Below are 14,522 nucleotides of genomic sequence, written 5' to 3' on the forward strand. Positions count from 1 at the left end.
ATATCATCCGTCCCCATTACCCCGCTGGCATTATCCCGGGCGACCGTAAATGAAACATTGTGTGACAAAATGTATTGAAACGATGTTGCTTCGGTTATAGACTTTGGCTCGGTCTTTGACAATCCTGAGGATGTTGACGAATCCACGTAGCAGTAACTGTGGTGCTTTTCAGGCCTTGTTTCGCGGTTGAACAAACCGTGCAACGGTACTAAAAATCAGCAGTAAAATAAAAACAAAAGCTACAGGAGAGTAACCCATGCGACATGTCTACACAGGCAAACGCAAATCCTTGGTATTGGCCATCATGATGGCCGGCACCGCACTACCCCTCGCCGCCCAGGAAACCGAAATAGAAGAAGTGGTTATTACAGGTTCCCTGATCCGCGGTACCCCGCTTGATGCCGCACTGCCCGTTGAAGTCTTCTCTGCCGCCGAATTGCTGGAAACCGGCAGCCCGACGGCACTCGATTTCGCCAAAACCCTCACCGCCGGCGGCCCCATTACCGGGGAAGCCTATTACTTTGGCGGTTCCGGCAACACCGGTAACGTCAGTTTCAACTTACGCGGTATCGGCTCGGACAAGACCCTGACCCTGTTCAACGGGCGCCGCACGCCCCAGAACGCCTCGATATTCCCTTCGTCGGTTACCGGGCGGGTGGAAATCCTCAAGGACGGCGCGGCCGTGACTTACGGTGCTGATGCTACCGGCGGGGTGGTCAACTTCATCACCGAGGACAGCTACCAGGGTTTTGAGCTGAGTTCGTCCTATAAAGGTGGTTTTGATTCCGACGGTGACTGGAACGTGTCCGCCAAAGGCGGCTGGGACGTTGGTGACAGTAACCTGATGGTGGCCGCCGAGTGGGATCACCGCTCCCGGCTGCAGACAAAGGAACGGGACTTTGCCAGCCTGCCCTATGGTGTCAACCCGGCTCCCTGGTCGGGCCTGACCAACCTGGCGGGCTGGGTGCCGCGTGCGAGCTTGCCAGCTGAACCAGGTAATACCGCCAACTCGGAGTGGGGCACGCCGCTGGGGCTGGCATCAGACTTCACGCAATCGTCCTGTGAAGCCGTTGGTGGTGTGTTTGTAGGTGCATTTACCTGTAACTACGGCTACATACCGTTCTACAACATTGTCGAAGAAAATGATATTTACCGTCTGTTTGGTCAAATTACCACCCAGATGTCCGACAGCATGGAATTTTATGCCCGCACTGCCTACAGCCGTGTGCACACGCCTGAAGCCTACGGCTCGCCATCCCAGCCCGTGGTTCGTGGGCCGGCGCAGACCTCCGGTTTGACCTATCAGCTCTATGCGCCCGTCAGCAACCCCTACGTTGACGAGTTTGTACAGCGTTCCGGGTGGGCAAATAATCCACTGTCAGCGATTACCCAGGGCTTTACGCCGATTACCTATCGTGCCTTTGCCCATGGCGGTAACGACACCTTTGCCGGTAGTGGTCTGCACAGTACACCCAACGAAAATGAGGCACGTTACTGGCACATAGCCACGGGTCTGACCGGTGAGTTCGAGAACCAGATCAGCTACGATTTTGCCATCACCTATAACCAGGTCGATCTTCGCAGTTCGGCACCTGACATCATGGGTGGGCGGTTGCAGAATGCCTTGTACGGTTTTGGCGGACCCAACTGCGATGCCCAGGATCAGGATCCGAACCGATTGGGTATTCAGAATCCGGCCCAGGCCGGTGTCGGCGACTGTATGTACTGGAACCCGTTTGCTTCCAATTTTGCCAGTCAGCCAGAGCTGGGCCTGGCCAACCCCAGTTATGATCCCAACCTGCAGAATCCTCTGGAACTGAGAGAGTGGATATTTAACGATCGTTACGGTGAGACTACAAGCTGGAACGCAACCGTTGATCTCGTGTTCAGTGGGCAGACCGGTATCGAACTGCCCGGCGGTAATATCGCCTGGGGTGCGGGTTTGCAGTATCGGGACACCAAAAACCGCGAAACCAACCCGGACCCCATCTACAATGGTGCTACGCCCTGCTTCTGGCCGGAGCAGCGACCGCTGGATCCGAATGACCCGGAGTATAACGGTTGTACGCCTGATGGCCCGGGTCCGTTCTTCTTCTTTGGTATTGATCCGCCCGATTCGACCAAACAGGATCAGCGTTCAGCATTTGGTGAGTTGAACCTGCCCTTGCTGGACGATCTGGTAATGACTGCGGCGGTACGCCATGAAGCCTTCAGCGGCGACCTGAGTGCAACCGTATACAAGGTGTCGGGCAAGTATGACCTGACCGACAATCTGTCATTCCGCGGTTCTTACGGCACCAACTACCAGGCGCCGGGCGCTGGCCTGAGCCCGGGTGAAGTCAACAACGGCGTCAACAGTTATACCATCGCCGGCGGAGACTGGCGTGGTGCCACTACCATCACGGCAACCGGTATTGAGCCGGAAACTGCAACAGTATGGAGCACCGGCGCGATCTGGCAGTCTGAAGGCTTTGACGTGTCACACAGCTTCCAGTTCATTCTTGACTACTTCAGTATTGAGACGGAAGACGAGTTGGGTCTGTTGGCGTCCGCTAACGATATCGCCAGCTCCGTGTTCAGCATTGCACCGGATGGCTCGGGCAGTGTACCGACAAATCGCACAGCACTGGCTGATTGCTCGCATCCCCTGGTAGGGCGTGTGCAGTTTAACGGTGGCGTGTGTAACCAGGGTGTGACCACGGCGAATGATTTTGCCAACATCACGACCGAGTTCGGCAACGGCCCGGGCCAAACCACCAACGGTTTCGATGTTCAGGCGCGTTACAGCTTCCCGGCTTTTGCGGGTGACATGCGACTGGGTCTGACACTGACCAAGGTGGAAGAGTTTTCCTTCGGCGAAACGGTCCTTGACGGCTTCCAGCTGGATCCGGGCGATGATCGTCTGGGCACGCTTAACTTTGCCACCATTGCGCAGGCTGCCCCTGAGTGGCGTGCCAACCTTAATGTCAACTACGGGCAGGGTGATCACAACTTCCGCTTTGTGTTGTCGTACATTGATGGTGTCAAGGACGAACGCTACTACAACGACGATGGCTCTGTGAACGAAGCGGCCCTGGTGCCGGGTGGTTTCCAGCCGGGTACAACAACGCCATTTGGTCCGTCCTACTACGGTGTTGATCCAGGCGGTTGGCTGTCGGGTGACCTGCACTGGGTGTGGGATCACGAATGGGCATCGTTCAGTGCATCAGTGACCAACATCACTGACGAAGCACCGCCCGCCTCACGGCAGGAGTTCGGTTACGATCCGCGAATCGGCAACCCGCTCGGCCGTGTGTTTGAAGTCGGGGTGCGCAAGACCTTCTAAGAAAAAAGGGGACAAATAGAAAGGGGACGGAGGCGATAAATCGCCTCCGTCCCCTTTCTATTTATTTGCGTTTCACCGCGCGCGGATTAACCATATTCTCCGGCTTCAGAATTTCGATCAGCGTTTCTTCATCCAGCAGATTTTCTTCCCGTACCAGCTCCAGCACACTGCGTCCGCTTTCCAGCGCGATCCGGGCAATGCGCGTGGCATCCTCATAACCGATGTAAGGGTTCAGGGCGGTGATCAGGCCGATGGAGTTATCGACCAGTTCGCGGCAACGTTCACGGTTGGCGGTGATGCCGATAACGCAGCGCTCGCGCAACATGTCCATGGCCCGGCGCAGCAGGCGCATGGACTCCATGATTTTGTAAGCAATTAACGGTTCCATAACGTTGAGCTGCAGCTGGCCATTTTCCGCGGCCATGGTGATGGCCAGGTCGTTGCCGATAACCTGGTAGGCCACCTGGTTGACCGCTTCCGGTATCACCGGGTTGACCTTGCCTGGCATGATGGATGAGCCTGGTTGTTGCGGCGGCAGGTTGATTTCATTAAAGCCCGTGCGAGGCCCGCTGGATAACAGGCGCAGGTCGTTGCAGATTTTTGACAGTTTGATGGCCAGTCGCTTGGTCATACCGGAAAAAAGGACAAATGCCCCCATGTCGGAAGTGGCTTCAATCAGATCGGTTGCCAGTCGCATCGGGTGGCCACAAACCTCACTCAAATGAGACACCGCCAGCACCGCATAGCGCGGATCAGCATTAATGCCGGTGCCGATAGCGGTGCCACCCAGATTGACTTCGCGCAGCAGGTCGTACAAACCGCCTATACGCTCGATGTCTTCGCCCAGGGTGGTGGCATAAGCGCCGAACTCCTGCCCCAGGGTCATTGGCACAGCGTCCTGCAATTGAGTGCGGCCCATCTTGATGACGTCATGGAACTCATCGCGTTTGACGGCGAAAGCCTGTTGCAGCAATGCCAGGCTGTCGACCAGTTCGGCATGAGACAGTTGCAGGCCCACTCTGATTGCGGTCGGGTAGGCATCGTTGGTGGACTGCGACATGTTCACGTCGTTGTTGGGATGCAGGTGCTGATACTCCCCCTTGCCGTGGCCCATATATTCCAGCGCAACGTTGGCAATGACCTCATTGGCATTCATGTTGGTGGAAGTGCCGGCACCACCCTGAATCATGTCCACCACAAACTGCTCATGAAATTCGCCGTTAATCAATCGGTCGCAGGCATAGGCGATGGCGTCGTATTTGGCCGGGCTAAGCTCGCCGATATCGCGGTTGGCGGCGGCGGCAGCCTTCTTGACCATGGCCAGCCCAAGAATCAGTTTCGGGAAGTGCGCCAACGGTACGCCGGACAACACAAAATTCTCCAGGGCACGCTGGGTTTGTACGCCGTAGTAGGCATCGGCCGGTACGGCCAGCGGACCCAGCAGATCCTTTTCCATACGATGGGGTTGATCCAGTAGCTGTTCCTGACGCGGGGTTTCGATAATCATGATTTGTCCAATACAGGTTGTCCGGATAATAGAGGTGTTACATTGTTCCGTGCCCGGATATGTTATGGTTCCAGAGCATACTTAGCAATCGTGAGAGGGAATATCATGGCGTTTACCCCGACGGACCCGATTAAAATGATTTTTGCTGTATTGTTGCCCCCGGTGGGGGTTTTTATGGAAGTGGGCATCAAGTTTCCGTTCTGGCTCAATATCCTGCTGACAATGCTGGGTTTTATTCCGGGCATTATTCATGCGTTTTATGTGATTTTGAAGCACTGAGAAGTGTTGAACAGCAAGGATCGGTCGACACCGGGACTACGATTCCGGACATGCCCTTGCGGATATCCCGCACGGACTAACCACACACCCTTAAACGCACCTTACTAAACTGGCTTGCTGTATATCGTTTATCGATATACAATCAGGTTTATGATTAAGGGCTTCCGCTGTTCTAAAACACAAGCTTTGTTCGAGACGGGTAGGTCGCGGCGTTGGTCGGGATGAGGGCGCCTTTGATGTTGAAATTGTCGATTACCACTAGGAGGGTCGTAGCATGATTAAAAACGGCATGCGCCCGGTGCATCCGGGTGAGGTGTTGCGGGAAGATTACCTGGTTCCTTTGGGTATGAGTGCCAATGCGTTGGCGAAGGCGCTGCGTGTTACGCCTGCGCGAATTAATGATATTACTCTGGAGCGCCGCGGAGTAACGGCTGATACTGCGCTGCGACTGGCGCGCTATTTTGGCGGAGATGCACAAAGCTGGCTCAATCTGCAGTCTGCATACGATTTGAGGCGCGCCGAAATAGAAGCAGGGTTGAATATTACTCAGGAAATTGACCCGCGGGCGGCGTGAGATTAACCCTTGATGTTAGCCGCGCAGCCCAGAAGATTATTCAGGTAAGGTTAAGACGACTAGTCTATTATGGTCTCGCAGCCATGGATGTAATGTTACTTCCAGGTCTGAACAAAAAAACAGGAGAAAGGTCATGAGATCAGTTAGGGCAAGGATCAGGGTTGTAACGGCACTGCTCAGTTTGTGTGTTCTGGCAATTGGTCCGGCGCTGGCCCAGGGGCAGGGGCAGGGTCAGGGTCAGGGTCAAAACCAGGAGCGCCGTCAGGAAGCAAAATACCGTTTTGATGATGCACAGCGTTCAGTGGTTCGCAATTATTACCAGGAAGCTGCGAATAATGCGGGACCAGGCGGTTGTCCGCCGGGATTGGCAAAGAAGCAGAATGGTTGTATGCCCCCAGGGCAGGCCAGAAAATGGGAAATGGGCAGGCAGTTGCCACGTGATGTGACTTATTACTCGGTGCCGGATGCTATTTCGCAACAGCTCGGTATGGCGCCTGAGGGGCACAAGTATGTGCGGGTTGCTTCAGATATTCTTTTGATCACCGAGACTGCAGGTGTGGTGATCGACGCTATTTTGGGGCAGTAGGGGCTTTTCTGCTGTCGCGAGGCTTTTTGTATGGTGCCCAGGGGCGGAATAATCCAAACAGCTTAGGGCTGTTTGGCCCCTTCGGGCTTCGTGCTGTCGCACTCGTTGTAAATTGCTGGCGCAATTTATCGAACCAGATTGATGGTTCTCATCCGCCCCTGGGGCACCATAAAAAAAGCCCCGCTTGAAAGCGAGGCTTTTTGTATGGTGCCCAGGGGCGGAATCGAACCACCGACACGAGGATTTTCAATCCTCTGCTCTACCGACTGAGCTACCTGGGCGTGTATTAACTTGCCTTGTCGGGATGCTGCGCAAGGAGCTGCGTCCACAACAAGGCGCGTATTAAAACCGTTGCGGCGGCCTTAGTCAAGTCTTCGGGGCACAAATCCCTGGAGTATCTCAATCGGCTTCCGGCGGAACGTATCCGCTTGCGCTCTCAAAGGACTCATTGGCGAAGTAGCGATCCATCTGCTCCTGCAAATAGCGCCTGTCATCGGCAGAGGCCATGCTGAGTTGCTTCTCGTTGATCAACATCACCTGCTGTTTTTGCCAGTCCTGCCAGGCCTGCGCGGAGATCTGGTCGAATAGTTGCTGGCCTTTTGCACCCGGGAACGGCGGCACGGCAAGGCCAGGCAATTCTTTTTGGTACTTTTTGCAGAATACGGTACGGGTCATATCAATCCTCTGGCGTTGGTCTGGCAAGTCATTTGTGGCTCGCCAGGCGGTCAAGCAGTTTTTTCACCGGTGCGGCGAGTCCGAGCTTTAGTGAGTGGTCCAATGGATACCACAGGCTGCCGGCAGAGTCCAAAACCTGCGAGCTGTCACTGGCGCGCACCAGCACCGGCGTAATATCCAGATGGAAATGGCTGAAGGTGTGACGAAGGGCGGGCCACTGTTCGTTTTGTTCACCGCCATGGCGTTGCAGCCAGGCTGCCAGGGCCTCATCGTCACTGCACTCGGGCAAACTCCACAGCCCGCCCCACAGGCCGGTGGACTGGCGTTGTTGCAGCAAAACTGCGGCCTTGTCCTGATGATACAGGATCATATAGGTCTGTTTTTGTGGCAGCTTTTTTCTGGGTTTGCTGACCGGTAGCTGTGAGGTCAGTTCAAGACGCCAGGCCTGGCAGCCAGACGTTAACGGGCAGCGCTGGCAGTCCGGTTTACTGCGGGTGCAAAGGGTGGCGCCCAGATCCATCATCGCCTGCGTGTAGGCAGCGACCTGCTTGTGCGGCGTGGTGTCCTCGGCAATCTGCCACAGCCGGGCGAGTGTTCTGGTTTCCCCGGACCAGCTCTGAATGGCGTGATAGCGGCATAATACACGCTTCACATTGCCGTCCAGAATAACACCGCGCCGACCCATGGCCAGGGCCAGAATGGCGCCGGCAGTGGAGCGACCGATGCCAGGCAGTGTCATCAGGGTATCCATGTCTGATGGAAATTCGCCGGCGTGCTGGTCGCAGACAGTCCGGGCGGTCTTGTGCAGGTTACGCGCGCGAGCGTAATAACCCAGCCCCGTCCACAGGTGCAGCACCTCGTCCAGCGGCGCGGCTGCCAACGTCTGCACATCGGGAAATCGGGCCATGAAGCGCTGGTAATAATCGATGACGGTACTTACCTGGGTCTGCTGCAGCATGATCTCGGACACCCAGACCCGGTAAGGTGTGGTGTTATGCTGCCAGGGCAGGTCGTGGCGACCGTGCTGGTGATACCACTCAAGCACGGTGTCGGTGTCTATCAGATTGGTCAAAATAGCATCCGCGGGTTGAAGTAAAGGCAGGCGACAGCCCGTTAGTTCTGGAACAGATCCTGTATTCTGGTGCGCAAGCGCTCAACCTGTTCGCCGACTGCCTCGCTGGCGCGGCGCTGGATTTCGTCACGGGCGATGGCAGCGAATACCTCACGCACACGCTGCAGGTCAGGGCTGCAATATTGCGCGGCGGCGTCATCAAAAGCCGCATCGCAACGCACCGGCCAGGCAACATTCTGAAAGTCTTCGTTGACGCGAATTGTTTGTGGCTCCGGCTCACCCAGAATGGTGAAATCAAGTCTGTAATCAAACTCGCCTGCCACCAGATCAATGCCACCGGTACCGCTGACATCAAAGTTATCCAGGCGCAGGTTCAGCTCCTGATTCTCATCGATACCGTCATTAAAGATCAGGTAGGCCTCGGAGTTGCTGAAACGAACAACATCGGGCCATTGTGATGCCATGTCGCCTCTCGGGCTGAGCACGGAGATGGCGGAGAAGACACGCTTCAGCATGGTGATGTCCACTGAGCTGTCGCTTACCTGCAGCGTGCTGGCGCCATCTATGCTGTTGAGCAAGGCATTAACGGTGTTGCCCTGCATCATGTGGGTGGTACTGGCATTGAAGCGGCCGGTGAAAAAACCAAGACGCGGCAGATCAGCGGCCAGGGCAGTTGCGCTGACACCGGTAAGGCCGGTTTCCATCGCCAGTTGCGCGGGCGATGTGGTGGCATTCAGGGTGACAGTGGCATCTAGCTCTCCGTCATAAAAACCAACAGGCTGAGTGTCGATGTTCAGCACGCCGTCCTGCAGCAACAGGCCGAATTCCACGGGAGAAAACTGCAGGCCGGACACTGTCAGTGACTCGACATTGTGCTCGCCACGAATGTCCATGCTGCGCAGCAGGTCAAATGGCAGCTCAGTCGTGCTGCTATCGGGTGTGTCCGCTGCGATCTGTGCAGGGGGTTGCTCCGCCTCCTGATCAACCTCCGTTTCGGCTGTGGCGTCGGTTTCAGTGCTGCCGGATATCGGCAGCAGGCTGTCCAGATCAATGGCGTTGGTATTCAGGTTGTATGCCAGCAGTGCCTGGCGGGAATCGGTGGCATACAGGTAGTCGCCGCGTACGTCTGCAACAGTATCGTCCAGTGCCACCGTCAAGCCGCCCAGGGTTATGCCCGCACTATCACCATTGGCCTGCAGGGTCTGAACTGAGAATTGTTGTGCATCTGGCGCCGGCATGCTGTCTTCATCAAGCGGCATAAAGTTCGCCAGCAGATGGCTCAGGTTGAAGGTGTTGCTGGCAAGGCTGGTCTGCCAGCGCATGTCGTTGCGGAAATCGCTGACGCTGAGTTCGCCGGTGAGCACCAGCGGGCTGAGGTTGAAGCGCAGATCGTCAAGACTGATATTGCCGGCGTTAAAATCAACCTGGGCGGTTGATGCCAGGTTAAGGGTCAGGTCCTGATCGCTCAGTTCATTGACCAGGCGCATGCTCAGTTCAAGCGGGAAGGGCCGGTTTTCCAGATTGGTGTTCTGACTGGTCAGATTGATGTTCTGCAGGCGGGTGTCAGTATTTGTGCGCTGGTCGCGATAGGCAACACTGGCGTTGATGACACGTATGTCTGCGATATTGATGTCGATCGGTAATTCTGTGATGCCCGGCTCTGTGGTTTGCGTGGGCGCGGGATCGTCGGCGTTTACCAGCCAGTTGGCCTGGCCCTCAGCGTCAACAAACCAGTTGATGTGCAGGTTTTCGGCAACAAACTCCTGCACCGCCAGGTTGCCGTACAACAGGCTGCCGATGTCGAGCTTCAGCGCGATCGTGGAAAACGACGCCAGCTCCTGAGGTGTGATCCCGTTAGTCAGGCTGACATCCTGTATGCTGAGGCCAAAAACTGGACGGAAAGTCCAGTCGATGTCGCCATTGATGCGTAACTGCATGCCAGTCTGCTGCGACGCTGACGCCTCAATGGCAGGTCGGTAGCGGTTCGGATCAATAACCGTAAACAGGACGAAGACAAGTACAACGGCAAATACAGCCAGGCCGGCCAGCAGGAAAATCAGGTATTTAAGTAGTTTTGACATAACGTTCGGCATCCCGTACTGCGATCAGCGGAAAATGGTCTGAAAGTTTAACGGAATACGTCAGTCAATGCACAAAAAAGCCCGTGCACAATGTACACGGGCAAAATCCTGCGGGTTATATATCTAAACACTGGTTGAGAGAATTAAGACTCCATTTCTTCTTCAATGGCAGCTTCCAGTTCAGCCATCAGTTCTTCATCGGCAGAAGCCAACTGGATAATCTGGTTATACGCCTGAATGGTGATGTCATTGGCAGTAACTGCTTCCTGCATCTCCACCTGCGCCTGCTGCTGCAGTGAGTTGGCTTCGTTTTCGTCGGTTACCGATTGCAGTTGTTCGGCGTAGCGCATCTGGATTGACATGATGTCGCCGTATGCGCCGACAAATTTCTCTTTCATGTCGGCGTCGATATCTGCTGCACTTTGCGGAACGTCTGCTTCCGGTGCCGCTGGTGCGGGTGGCTGAGCATGCGCGACACCAGCAGCGAAAATGAGTGCGAACAGGGCGGGTATACCAAGTAATTTCTTAAGCATGAATAACTCCTTTGCTTTCTACAACGTGTAGCCTGACTGTCGCAAGCATTGTGCCAGCTTTTGCGGTTCTTAGATGTTAAATAAAAACAAGTTGTTAGGATAAAGTGTCAGAGATAGGCAGAGGGTTTTGTATGTGCCATTATGGCGCATGAGTCGTAATATAGTGTGCGCAAGGACCTGTTGGCCGGTTTTCTCTGCTGCAAATTACTCATCAATACCCAGGCGGCGGTATAGCGTACGACGGCCAATGCCCAGCGCGGCAGCAGCCTGGCGTTTGTTGCCGTCCAGACGTTTCAGCACCAGATGAATGTAGGCCAGTTCAACATCCTGCAGGGACGGTAAGGCATCGGATTCTGTACCTGTATCGCCGGACAGTAGCTGTCGGGCGATCTGTGATGCATCGTCATCCATCGACTGACTTGCCGTCTGCAAGCGTTCCGGCAGATCCTGCAGGTCAATTTCACTGCCCTGGCAAAACGTGACGGCACGCTCAATGGCACTGGCAAGTTCGCGGACATTGCCAGGGTAGTCATGTGCCCGCAGGCGAGCCAGCGCCGTATCGCTGATGCCATGTATGTCACGGTGCAATTGCAGACTGAAGCGGCCAATGAAGTGAGCCACCAGCAGTTCGATATCGTCACCGCGCTCGCGCAGCGGCGGCACATGCATGGCGAAAGTCTGCAAACGAAAATACAGGTCTTCGCGGAAACGGCCGTTGCGAACTTCCTCGTCCAGGTCGCGATTGGTTGCGGCGATGATCCGCACATCCAGCTGTTTTTCCTGATTACTGCCGACCGGGCGGATTCTGCCGTCCTGCAGGATACGTAGCAGTTTGGCCTGCATTTCCATGGGCATTTCGCCCAGTTCGTCCAGCAGCAGGCTGCCGCCGTCAGCCTCTTCAAACAGGCCGGTGCGCGCTTTGCGGGCGCCGGTAAAGGCCTGGGCGGTATGGCCAAACAGTTCGCTTTCCAGCAGTTCGGGCGGGATTCCGGCGCAATTGACCGCCACAAACGGCCCGTCCTTGCGCTGGCTTTCTTCGTGTAGCGCGCGGGCTACCAGTTCTTTGCCGGTGCCGCTTTCGCCAGTGATCAAGGCCGGCCCTTCGGCTCTGGCGACCATGCGGACAACACTCGACAGACGTTGCATGGCTGCGCTGCGTCCGAGCATGCCATGAAAACCGTGGTCGCCGATAAGTTTGCGGTATCGGGCCAGTTCCTGTTGCAGTTTGCGGCGCTGGATGACGCGCTCGGCGGCTATGCGCAGGTGATCAAGCTTGATGGGCTTGGTGAGGAAGTCATCCGCACCTTGTTTCAGTGCATCGACTGCCTGCTCCACGGTACCGAAGGCAGTGATCATGATAAAACCGGGGGAGTCAGCCTGCTGACGCATAGTTGCCAGCAATTCCAGGCCACTGGCACCGGGCAGACGCAGATCACTGATGATCAGATTAACGGGGTGGTCGGCCAGTTTCGCCAGTGCCTGAGCAGTGTCGCCTGCCTCCAGCGCCGCGTAACCGGCATCCTGCATCTCCTCCACCAGCAGTTCGCGCAAGGACCTGTCGTCTTCCACGATCAGAACGATTTCTTTTTGCTGTTGCTGCGGGTCATTCGTCTGTTGTTTACTCATCAGGCAGCCTCACCACAAAGCAGGCACCACCCAGGCTATCCGTGCGCTGATCCGGCGCCTCCAGTGTAATGTTGCCGCCGTGATCCTTGATCGCGGCATGAGCCACGGCCAGGCCGAGTCCGGTGCCCTGACCAACCGGTTTGGTAGTGAAAAAAGGGTCAAAAAGTTTTGCTTTGTCATCCATTTGTATGCCGTCTCCGTCGTCTTCCACGCGCAATTCGATCATCCCTTGCCCGTCTATGACGGTTGCCCGCCAGGTAATCCGTATTTGCTGTCGGCAGGCGTGAATGGCATTGGCGATCAGGTTGCTCAGGGCCTGGTCGAAACGCAGCGGATCGACTGAAATACGCAGTGCCGGACCTTCCAGCGTGGCAGAGACAGTTTTGCTCTCCCGTTCCGGGGCCAGTTTGTCCAGCGCCTGTTGCACCTGTCGTTCACAGTCGAGCTGGACACGGCTGAGCGGGTTGTCGCGTCCGTAGTCGAGCAACTGTTGAATGATCTTCTCCATGCGAGCTGCTTCCGCCCGGATCTGTTTCAGATTGCGCCGGGTTCGCGACTCAGGTTCTGCGGCTTCCGATTCGCTGTCGCGCAAGGCCTGTTGGGCCTTCCCGTCCAGTGTGCTCAGCGGACTGCCCAACTCGTGCGCCACCCCGGCAGCGAGTCGGCCAATGGTGGCCAGCTTTTCGGATTGCTCCAGGCGCAGGCGCAACGCCATTTCATGCTGGCGCCGCTCGACCAGTTCATCCTGAGATGCATCGATGCGGTCCAGCATATTATTGATGCCTGACGCCAGGTTCTGTATCTCCGCCGGGCCGTCATTATGCAGTCGTCGCTGGCTGTCGCTGCCACGAATCTTCTTCATGCCACCGAGCATACGCTTTAGCGGACCGCCCAGGGCATGGTGGTGGCCGACCAATACAATCATCGACAGCAACAGGCACAAGCCTGCCAGCGCGATCAGTGAGGTCTGCCGAACCATGGCGATATAATCACTGAAATCACTGCCGCGCCGGGTCAGTTGCAGGAGACCATTGATGCGACCGCCGGTATCCGTCAACGGCACAAAATAGGAGAATATTTCTTCCTCGCCTGCCTGCGAGAATTCACTCAACAGATCGCCCGAGGCCGCCAGCATGGCAGCCTGATCGGTTTCCACGCGCGCGGCGCGGCGCCCGCTGCGGGCGATCTCCTGGCCGCGTTCGTCATAGACATAGGCGCCATAGACCACATTGGTATTAAACGCCGAGTTCAGGGCCTGATTGATGCTGCCAATGCGATCCCGTTCCAGTGCGTGGCTGAGCGGCAAACGAATGGCATCGGCGATCAGTTCAATATCTTCCTGCATGCGCTCATTGCCTTGTTGCTCGAGCAGGCGCAGAGCCCACGAGCCGGCGAAAGCCACCACCAGCACCACGGGCACCAGAACGCCGGCCAGCAGCGCCAGGCGCAGGGTATACAGGCGTTGAAAGCGGGGAAGTAAGTCCATGCTTTTACATACTAGCAGGCGCCCCGGAAACTATCCACGACAGCAACGCTGGCCCCTGGGGGGCGCTAGGGCTTATAATGCGCGCGCATTTTCAAGTTTCTGATCAATTCAGCCCGGGATCTTTCCATGACCACAGCCAAGACCGCAGAGAAGGCCGATCGTCAGGCCACTGTAGAGCGCAATACCAAGGAAACCCAGATTCGTGTGACCGTGAATCTGGATGGTAGCGGCGAACTCAAATGCCAGACTGGCCTGCCATTCCTTGATCACATGCTGGATCAGGTGGCCCGCCATGGTCTGATCGATCTGGATATTCACGCGGTTGGTGATCTTGATATTGACGCCCACCACACAGTGGAAGATCTGGGCATCACCCTGGGGCAGGCTTTCTACAAAGCACTGGACCGTAAAGGCATTCGTCGTTATGGACACGCCTACGTGCCGCTGGATGAAGCCTTGTCACGCGTGGTGGTGGATTTTTCCGGCCGACCGGGCCTGGAGTATCACGTACCATTTACCCGTGCATCGGTGGGTGGCTTTGATGTCGACCTGTTCTACGAGTTTTTTCAGGGTTTTGTGAACCATGCCCTGGTGACTCTGCACATCGACAATCTGCGTGGACAGAACAGCCATCACCAGGTTGAAACTGTATTCAAGGCGTTTGGCCGGGCCCTGCGCATGGCGATGGAAATCGACCCGCGCAGTGCAGATGTGATCCCTTCGACCAAAGGCAGTCTGTAACAAGGCAGTCTGGAACAGAACAGTTGAGCGAATCGAG

12 protein-coding genes and 1 tRNA gene are annotated in these 14,522 nt (G+C 56.1%); 5 read left to right on the plus strand and 8 right to left on the minus strand.

All coding sequences use genetic code 11. The features are described 5' to 3' along the window. The first annotated feature begins 256 nt into the window (after positions 1–256). Positions 257–3,325, plus strand: a complete 3,069-nt coding sequence (locus WD071_RS12050; RefSeq protein ID WP_368048631.1) for a TonB-dependent receptor — start codon at positions 257–259, stop codon at positions 3,323–3,325. A 61-nt stretch (positions 3,326–3,386) separates the two neighbouring features. Here the strand turns inward: WD071_RS12050 and aspA are convergent, their stop codons facing one another. Beyond that, entirely contained in the window at positions 3,387–4,832 is a 1,446-nt protein-coding gene (gene aspA / locus WD071_RS12055; protein ID WP_368048632.1) for an aspartate ammonia-lyase, read from the minus strand. Positions 4,833–4,937: 105 nt separating this feature from the next. Between aspA and WD071_RS12060 the strand changes: the two genes are divergently transcribed. The 3 genes from WD071_RS12060 (at position 4,938) to WD071_RS12070 (ending at position 6,271) form a co-directional block, all read left to right on the plus strand. After that, positions 4,938–5,111 carry a YqaE/Pmp3 family membrane protein gene (locus WD071_RS12060; RefSeq protein ID WP_368048633.1) on the plus strand — a complete coding sequence of 58 codons (174 nt, stop codon included), beginning with the start codon at positions 4,938–4,940 and terminating at the stop codon, positions 5,109–5,111. Between the two features lie 274 nt (positions 5,112–5,385). Then, positions 5,386–5,685: a HigA family addiction module antitoxin gene (locus WD071_RS12065; RefSeq protein ID WP_368048634.1), complete on the plus strand. Its 300-nt coding sequence runs from the start codon at positions 5,386–5,388 to the stop codon at positions 5,683–5,685. A gap of 133 nt (positions 5,686–5,818) precedes the next feature. Beyond that, complete coding sequence (locus WD071_RS12070) at positions 5,819–6,271, plus strand: hypothetical protein (protein WP_368048635.1); 453 nt, start codon at positions 5,819–5,821, stop codon at positions 6,269–6,271. Positions 6,272–6,476: 205 nt separating this feature from the next. Here WD071_RS12070 and WD071_RS12075 read toward each other — a convergent pair. The 7 genes from WD071_RS12075 to WD071_RS12105 all read right to left on the minus strand — a co-directional run bounded on the left by WD071_RS12075 (position 6,477) and on the right by WD071_RS12105 (position 13,744). After that, a tRNA-Phe gene (locus WD071_RS12075) sits at positions 6,477–6,552 on the minus strand. Between the two features lie 118 nt (positions 6,553–6,670). Beyond that, positions 6,671–6,946, minus strand: coding sequence for an oxidative damage protection protein (locus WD071_RS12080; RefSeq protein WP_368048636.1), 276 nt, complete (start codon positions 6,944–6,946; stop codon positions 6,671–6,673). Positions 6,947–6,974: 28 nt separating this feature from the next. Further along, the gene (gene mutY, locus WD071_RS12085) at positions 6,975–8,018 is read right to left on the minus strand and encodes an A/G-specific adenine glycosylase (RefSeq protein WP_368048637.1); all 1,044 of its coding nucleotides are present in this window, start codon (positions 8,016–8,018) and stop codon (positions 6,975–6,977) included. A 41-nt stretch (positions 8,019–8,059) separates the two neighbouring features. Continuing rightward, complete coding sequence (locus WD071_RS12090; RefSeq protein WP_368048638.1) at positions 8,060–10,099, minus strand: AsmA family protein; 2,040 nt, start codon at positions 10,097–10,099, stop codon at positions 8,060–8,062. A gap of 143 nt (positions 10,100–10,242) precedes the next feature. After that, positions 10,243–10,632 carry a DUF4168 domain-containing protein gene (locus WD071_RS12095; protein ID WP_368048639.1) on the minus strand — a complete coding sequence of 130 codons (390 nt, stop codon included), beginning with the start codon at positions 10,630–10,632 and terminating at the stop codon, positions 10,243–10,245. 204 nt (positions 10,633–10,836) lie between these two features. Further along, entirely contained in the window at positions 10,837–12,258 is a 1,422-nt protein-coding gene (locus tag WD071_RS12100; protein ID WP_368048640.1) for a sigma-54-dependent transcriptional regulator, read from the minus strand. Next, positions 12,251–13,744, minus strand: coding sequence for an ATP-binding protein (locus tag WD071_RS12105; protein ID WP_368048641.1), 1,494 nt, complete (start codon positions 13,742–13,744; stop codon positions 12,251–12,253). Before WD071_RS12105 ends, WD071_RS12100 begins: the two co-directional genes overlap by 8 nt. A gap of 126 nt (positions 13,745–13,870) precedes the next feature. Here WD071_RS12105 and hisB point away from each other — a divergent pair, with 126 nt between their 5' ends. Continuing rightward, positions 13,871–14,485 (plus strand): imidazoleglycerol-phosphate dehydratase HisB, encoded by a 615-nt coding sequence (gene hisB / locus WD071_RS12110; RefSeq protein ID WP_368048642.1) that lies wholly within the window; start codon positions 13,871–13,873, stop codon positions 14,483–14,485. Positions 14,486–14,522: the final 37 nt, after the last annotated feature.

It is taken from the genome of Pseudohongiella sp., from assembly GCF_040877505.1.
Taxonomy (GTDB): Bacteria; Pseudomonadota; Gammaproteobacteria; order Pseudomonadales; family Pseudohongiellaceae; genus Pseudohongiella.